Annotated in this window: 8 protein-coding genes and 1 pseudogene; 1 reads left to right on the top strand and 8 read right to left on the bottom strand. The window is 65.3% G+C overall.

Translation table 11 applies throughout. The annotated features are described in order from the left end of the window. From EOA38_RS25825 to EOA38_RS25800, 6 genes and pseudogenes are all read right to left on the bottom strand, one after another. Positions 1-180 (bottom strand): annotated as a pseudogene (locus EOA38_RS25825) (EamA family transporter); the annotation flags it as partial. Beyond that, positions 177-758 (bottom strand): TetR/AcrR family transcriptional regulator, encoded by a 582-nt coding sequence (locus tag EOA38_RS25820; protein WP_126094794.1) that lies wholly within the window; start codon positions 756-758, stop codon positions 177-179. The gene EOA38_RS25820 and the pseudogene EOA38_RS25825, both read right to left, overlap by 4 nt. 79 nt (positions 759-837) lie before the next feature. Next, the gene (locus EOA38_RS25815) at positions 838-1,452 is read right to left on the bottom strand and encodes a LysE family translocator (RefSeq protein WP_126094795.1); all 615 of its coding nucleotides are present in this window, start codon (positions 1,450-1,452) and stop codon (positions 838-840) included. Positions 1,453-1,765: 313 nt separating this feature from the next. Beyond that, entirely contained in the window at positions 1,766-2,218 is a 453-nt protein-coding gene (locus tag EOA38_RS25810) for a hypothetical protein (protein WP_126094796.1), read from the bottom strand. Between the two features lie 107 nt (positions 2,219-2,325). Continuing rightward, positions 2,326-2,688, bottom strand: a complete 363-nt coding sequence (locus tag EOA38_RS25805; protein ID WP_126094797.1) for a DoxX family protein — start codon at positions 2,686-2,688, stop codon at positions 2,326-2,328. A 37-nt stretch (positions 2,689-2,725) separates the two neighbouring features. Then, complete coding sequence (locus tag EOA38_RS25800) at positions 2,726-3,148, bottom strand: VOC family protein (protein ID WP_126094798.1); 423 nt, start codon at positions 3,146-3,148, stop codon at positions 2,726-2,728. A gap of 174 nt (positions 3,149-3,322) precedes the next feature. Here EOA38_RS25800 and EOA38_RS25795 point away from each other — a divergent pair, with 174 nt between their 5' ends. Beyond that, on the top strand, positions 3,323-4,078 hold the full coding sequence (locus EOA38_RS25795) for a helix-turn-helix domain-containing protein (RefSeq protein WP_126094799.1): 756 nt from the start codon (positions 3,323-3,325) through the stop codon (positions 4,076-4,078). Between the two features lie 18 nt (positions 4,079-4,096). Here EOA38_RS25795 and EOA38_RS25790 read toward each other — a convergent pair whose 3' ends face one another. Both EOA38_RS25790 and EOA38_RS25785 read right to left on the bottom strand, forming a co-directional pair. Beyond that, positions 4,097-4,945 carry a 23S rRNA (adenine(2030)-N(6))-methyltransferase RlmJ gene (locus EOA38_RS25790; protein WP_126094800.1) on the bottom strand — a complete coding sequence of 283 codons (849 nt, stop codon included), beginning with the start codon at positions 4,943-4,945 and terminating at the stop codon, positions 4,097-4,099. Positions 4,946-4,952: 7 nt separating this feature from the next. Then, positions 4,953-5,576, bottom strand: a complete 624-nt coding sequence (locus EOA38_RS25785) for a hypothetical protein (RefSeq protein ID WP_126094801.1) — start codon at positions 5,574-5,576, stop codon at positions 4,953-4,955. Between the last annotated feature and the right edge of the window lie 173 nt (positions 5,577-5,749).

Raw genomic sequence — 5,749 nt, 5'->3', positions numbered from 1 at the left:
GGGCCAGGCAGGCGCGGCCGGCAGCGGATGGAAGAGCGCCAGGACAATGGCGGCAGCCGTGCTCGAAAAGCTCATGACGGTGACCGTCCACAGCCTGTCGGCCCCGGTCCGCAGGAAGGCGTTCCAGCTGGCATGCAGAATTGCCGCGAACAGCGCCAGCCCGACGACCGTCGCGTTCATCGCGGCGCCCGCGCGCTGGCGATGATGGCGGAAGCCGCCTTGCGGGCGCCGTCGATGGCGGCAGCTGGCACTCCCATCTGAGCCATCAGTGTCGCGCCCTCGATCAGCATCAACAGCGCCGCCGCGGCGCCCTCGGCCGGCTCGGTCGGCATCTCCTTCTCGAGTATGGAACGCATGCGCGTCCGCAAGCCGTTCTTCTGGTGGCTGGCGGCCTTGAACACCGGATGATCGGGATCGCCGAACTCGGCGAGAGCATGCGCGAACAGGCAGCCGTGGAAATCCGGATCGCGAAACCAGCGCTCGTGCCAGTCAAGGATCGTCGCTATCTTCGCCGCCGCCGTGCCCGCCGTCGCCGCCAGCCGGTCGAGCTGGCGTTCGAAACGCGCCGCGCGATGCTCCAGCACCGCGACGATCAGCTCGTCCTTCGCCGGGAAGTGGCGGTACATCGTCATCTTGGCGATGTCGGCTTCGGCAATGATGCGGTCGATGCCGGTGGCATGGAAGCCGTCGCGCTTGAACAGCGCGTACGCCGTGTCGATAACATGCTGGCGTTTGGCGGAAGGCGATGAAGGGGTCATGTCGCCAAGGTGATGAGACAGGTCTGTCTCTTTTCTAGCGGTAGCTCTGCTTTTTGTCAAATTGGCAAGTCGCCCGGCGTCAGCGCGTTACGGCGACCGCGACGCCGGCGCCGACCATCACGCCGCCCGCCGCACGGTTCACCCGGCGCACGATCTTCGGTGTGCGCAGCAGTTTGCGGGCGCGGCCGGCGAGCACGACATGTCCACCGATCACCACGATCTCGACAGCTACGATCACCACCATCAGCACGCAGACACGACCGGCGTCGAGCGAGGTGCCGACCACATTGGGCAGCAGCGCCAGGTAGAACAGCGGCATCTTCGGATTGCCTAGATTGAGCGCGACCCCGGTGGCGAAAATAGCAAGCAATCCGCGCCGCTCGGAGACGGGCTGCAGTTCCGGCACGACCGGCGCAGCGCTCCATAGCCTGATGCCCATCCAGATCAGGTAGGCCGCGCCGCCGTAGCGAAGCACCGTCATGAGGATCGCCATCTTGGTGGCGACAATCGACAGGCCAAAAGCCGCGAGGCTCAGGAAGATCAGGATGCCGACCACCGTGCCGATGCCGTAGGCGATGCCCGATGCCGGGCCGTTGGAGATCGTGCGGGCGACGATCGTCATATTGTCGGGCCCTGGGCTGGCGGCGAAGACGAAGAAGGCGGCCGCGAAGGCAAATATGGTGGCAAGATCCATAAAAACTCCCGAAAGTGATTTGTGCTCTCGGGCGGTCAGATTAGCCGATTTGCCTTCCGGCGATAGGCGGCAGCCCGCAATATTCGCGATAGGGCCGATGTCGGCGTCACTCCGAATGAACTTGCGTGTCCGGCATCCAGGAGTCAGGCGGATTCCGCGCCTCCCTGACCACCGAACCTACGTGACGCCACGGATGGTGGCGGCAAGCTTCCATCCAAGGTTCATCGCGTCGTTGCGGCGATTGATTGGCAACACATGGCTGCGGCGGCCGCCATGGGCGCCGCAGTTTCTTAAATCAGAAGCAGGCTGACCTTTACCGCAGCACGCGGCAGCGACCGTTATAGACCATCCAGCGGTCGAAGCCCGAGACGCAGAACTCGACATTGTCGCCGATCGAGGCAAAGCCCTGCCCTTCCTCGATCAGGTACCAGATGGTGCGGTCGCGGCCATCCGACAGGCTGACGGTGGCGCCGCAATAGCGCCGGCCGATCGGCCATTCGTCGCTGGCCGGCAAATAGCGATGCTGGTGAACGCGATGGAAGTCGGTGATCGCAACATCCGGCAGATGCGGCACGTGACGCACCTGATATGAGAAGCGGCTGGTGATCTTGCTCAGCACCCAGGGCTGACCGCAGACGCCACCGTCATCCTCGGTGTAGACGGCAAGGTCGGCTGCATGCGCGGCCTGGGTGAAGCCAAGCGACGTGCCAAGCGGCGTCAGAAGCGAAATCAGCGCGGCAAGAGCGGAATGAGCGAAGCGAGTCATGACAGCCTCTCAAGATCGGTTGCGCGCACTGTGCGGATTCGCTTGGCGGCGGTCAAGCGGTTGCGAAAACAATGGTTTCCAGAAAACATCGTTCCAGATGTCACTGGCTAGGTCGTTGCCGCAAGCAGCAGCCCGCCAATGACCGCGACGTTGATCAGAAAGGCATTGCGCAGCACCTGCCGTTCCGGCTCCTCGGATGCCCAGAAGCGGAGCAGCATGAAATTCGCGGTCAGCGTGAACACGACGAGCGCGCCGGCGGCGAAGGGCATGGCGAGGCCCAGCACAAGCATCAGGCCGGCGACGATCTCGAGCGCCGAGCCGGCGGCGAGCATGAAGGAAGGCGCCGGAAAGCGCTGCGCGGCCAGATAGCCGCGCATCGCCTTGAATTTCACGAAGTGCTCGATGCCGGCGAGGATGAACACGCCGCCGATTAGAAGCGCGCCAAGCGCCTGAGCGTTCTGAACAAACATGACGACCTCCTTTCGACGGAATATGGGCCTGTAGTGCCTAGTCCTCAGGGATGAAAGCGGGGTTGTAGACGACCTCCCAGAGATGATCGTCTGGGTCCTGGAAATAGCCGGCATAGCCGCCCCAGAAGGTCTTTTGAGCCGGCTTGACCACGTGCGCGCCGGCCTTGATGGCCTCTGCCATCACGGCGTCGACTTCGGCTTCGCTGGCCACATTGTGGCCGATGGTTAGCTCGGTCGGGCTGCGGCCGCTCTGTGGCACGGTGGCGTCGTGGGCGATGCTCGAACGCTCGAAGATGGCGAACTTCAAGCCGCCGGCGAGCTCGAAGAAGGCGACGGCCCCGTGTTCGAACTCGCGGCCGATGATGCCTTCGGTCGGCAGGCCCAGGCCGTCGCGGTAGAATCTAAGCGACGCTTCCAGGTCGTCGACGCCAAGCGTGACGACGGTGATGCGAGCTTTCATTTCTCTCACTCCTTTCTATATTCGGGACCACATTCGGAAACGGACGCGGTCTGACAGAAGCGCATGAAGCGCTGTAAAGCTGCATCCGTTTTGCCACGGATGACGCGGCCGGCATTGAAGATTTCGGCCAAAATGACCGTCGCACCGATCCGGGCGGAGCAGATCGGAGAAGAAATGGAACCGGTTCTGGCGCAGACCACCGGCTTCTTTCGGGAGCGGCCCGTAGCCCGAGGCCTGGCTGGCGCCTTTTCCGCGCTCTGGGTGCATCGCATGGATCATCAGGCTGTCCCGCCGATCGTGATCACGCCCGACGCAACCATCGACCTGCAATGGATCGACGGCCGGTTCCGCATCGCCGGTCCGGACAAGGAGCCGCAGATCGAAAGGCCAACCTCCGGCGCGGTGATCGTCGGCTTCCGCTTCCGGCCGGGAGCCGCCGCCGGTTGGCTCGGCGTGCCGGCCAGCGAGATCGTCGGCGAACGCCTCGACCTTGGCCAGCTCTGGGGCACGCGCGCCCGGGCGCTGTCCGACCGCATCAAGGCCGCGCCGGACCTCGACGCCATGGTGCGGCAACTGGAAGAGACGGTCGGCATGCACACGCAAGGGCGCGATGCGCTCGATCCGCTGATGGGCAGAGCCTTTGACGCTGTCGAGGAAGGACTGCCGCCGGAGACGCCCTTGGTTCCTTTCCTGCAGCGCCACCTGCATATGAGCGAGCGGACGCTGAGGCGTCGCTTCGAGAGCGCCTTCGGCTATGGCCCGAAAACGCTCGACCGCATTTTGCGCTTCCACCGCTTCCGATGCCTGCGCGGGAAAGCCGGCGATGCCTCGACCGCCGTGCTCGCCATCGAGGCCGGCTATGCCGACCAGGCGCATCTGATCCGCGAAAGCCGGCGACTGACGGGGATCACGCCATCGGCACTGACATAGCTCAATCTTCGCGCGAGCTTACTCGCCGGCCAGCCACTCGATCGTCCAACGCGACGGCTGCTCGACGGCCAGCACCTTGTGCAGGGCCGGCAGCAGCACCCGCAATTCGCCCTCCAGCGTGAAGGGCGGATTGACGACCACCAGGCCGCTGCCGTCGAGGCTGGGTTCGTTCGAGGCCGGCCGGATCTCGAAGCCGATGTCGAGCAGTTTCGGAATGCCGGTCTCCTGCAGCGCCGCGCGGAAGGCGGCGACCGCCTTGCGGTCCTTGATCGGGTACCAGAGCGCGTAGATGCCCCCCGGCCAGCGCCGGTGCGCGCGGCGCAGGTTCTCGACGAGGCGCTGGAACTCGCCCTCTTCCTCGAAGGGCGGATCGACGAGGACCAGGCCGCGCTTCTCCTTCGGCGGCAGATGCGCGCCGAGCGCCAGCCAGCCGTCGAGCACGATCACCCTCGTCTGGAAGTCACCGGCAAAGACGGATTTCAATCGCGCCGCATCCTGAGGGTGGAGCTCGATCGCGGTCAGCCGGTCCTGGCTGCGCAGGAGGTGGCGCACGATCAGCGGCGAGCCGGGATAGCGGCCAAGGCCGCCGCCGGGATTTTCCGCGCGCACCGCTTCCAGATAGGGCTGAAGGAGCGCTGCCGCCCGAGGCTCGAGCGTGGCCTCGAACAGCCGGCCGACGCCGCCCTGCCATTCGCCGGTCTTGCCGGCCTCGACAGAAGCGAGGTCGTAGCGGCCGATGCCGGCATGGGTGTCGATGACACGGAAGGCCTTGTCCTTCTGCTTCAGATACTCGACCAGGCGGCTGAGCACGGCGTGCTTGACGACATCGGCGAAATTGCCGGCGTGATAGGCGTGGCGGTAGTTCATGCCGTCCTCATCTCGGCGAACCGCCGCGGCCCCAGCGCGGTGGTGGCGGCTGCGAGTTCGGGTTCTGCGGCGGTTTGTTGCGACGCCCAAAGACCAGCGACAGCACCAGCCCGGCCAGGCCGATGCCCATCAGCGCGTAGCCGACCGGCCACGCCCTCTCGTCGATCGAGCCGGTGCCTGCGCGCAGGATCAGATCGACGGCACGCATGTCGATGCCGTCGGCATCGCCTGGACCGACGGTGAAGACATAGGCGCCCGGTGCGACCGTCTCGATTACGCCGGCCTCGTCGCGAAAGATCTTGTCGGGCAGTTGCGGGCTCACCTGGCGCGGATTGTCGGTGCGGTTGAAGGACAATGTCGAGGCAAGCGCCGTGCGGCCGCCGCTTGCCGCGGTCAGCGTCAGCACGGTGCGCTGCTGCGAGGCGACGCGCTCGGCCCGCGCGGTAAGGTCGACCAGCACCCGCACGGGCGCATCGCTTGCCGCCAGCCGTACGGTCGCCGACCGGAAGCGGCCGCCCTCGTAGACCCTGTAAGTGCCGATCGCATGGCCGGAGAAATTGCTCATCGCCCAGGGATAGAAGACGCCGATTGCGGCGCCGGCGATGAGGACGAGAACCGATAGGAAGCGCATTGAGAACCCTGGTTACGATTTTTTCCGGGCGCGATCGCCACTTTTGGCGGCCTCGCCCCGGGCAGCGTCGCGAATCCGCTCCATCTCGTCCAGAAACATCTCCAGGCCAAGCTCGAAAGTCTTGTCGAAACCGCTCGTGCCGAAATAGGCGCCAGCCGCCACGACACTTGGGT

Source organism: Mesorhizobium sp. M1E.F.Ca.ET.041.01.1.1, assembly GCF_003997355.1.
GTDB lineage: Bacteria > Pseudomonadota > Alphaproteobacteria > Rhizobiales > Rhizobiaceae > Mesorhizobium.
Note: the sequence above shows the minus strand (reverse complement) of the source record. Positions and strands in the feature narration are given on the sequence as shown.

Bases quoted from the DNA above. Each gene is read 5' to 3' on its own strand.
- EOA38_RS25820 (WP_126094794.1), bottom strand. From the start codon at position 758: ATGACCCCTTCATCGCCTTCCGCCAAACGCCAGCATGTTATCGACACG.
- EOA38_RS25815 (WP_126094795.1), bottom strand. From the start codon at position 1,452: ATGGATCTTGCCACCATATTTGCCTTCGCGGCCGCCTTCTTCGTCTTC.
- EOA38_RS25810 (WP_126094796.1), bottom strand. From the start codon at position 2,218: ATGACTCGCTTCGCTCATTCCGCTCTTGCCGCGCTGATTTCGCTTCTG.
- EOA38_RS25805 (WP_126094797.1), bottom strand. From the start codon at position 2,688: ATGTTTGTTCAGAACGCTCAGGCGCTTGGCGCGCTTCTAATCGGCGGC.
- EOA38_RS25800 (WP_126094798.1), bottom strand. From the start codon at position 3,148: ATGAAAGCTCGCATCACCGTCGTCACGCTTGGCGTCGACGACCTGGAA.
- EOA38_RS25795 (WP_126094799.1), top strand. From the start codon at position 3,323: ATGGAACCGGTTCTGGCGCAGACCACCGGCTTCTTTCGGGAGCGGCCC.
- EOA38_RS25790 (WP_126094800.1), bottom strand. From the start codon at position 4,945: ATGAACTACCGCCACGCCTATCACGCCGGCAATTTCGCCGATGTCGTC.
- EOA38_RS25785 (WP_126094801.1), bottom strand. From the start codon at position 5,576: ATGCGCTTCCTATCGGTTCTCGTCCTCATCGCCGGCGCCGCAATCGGC.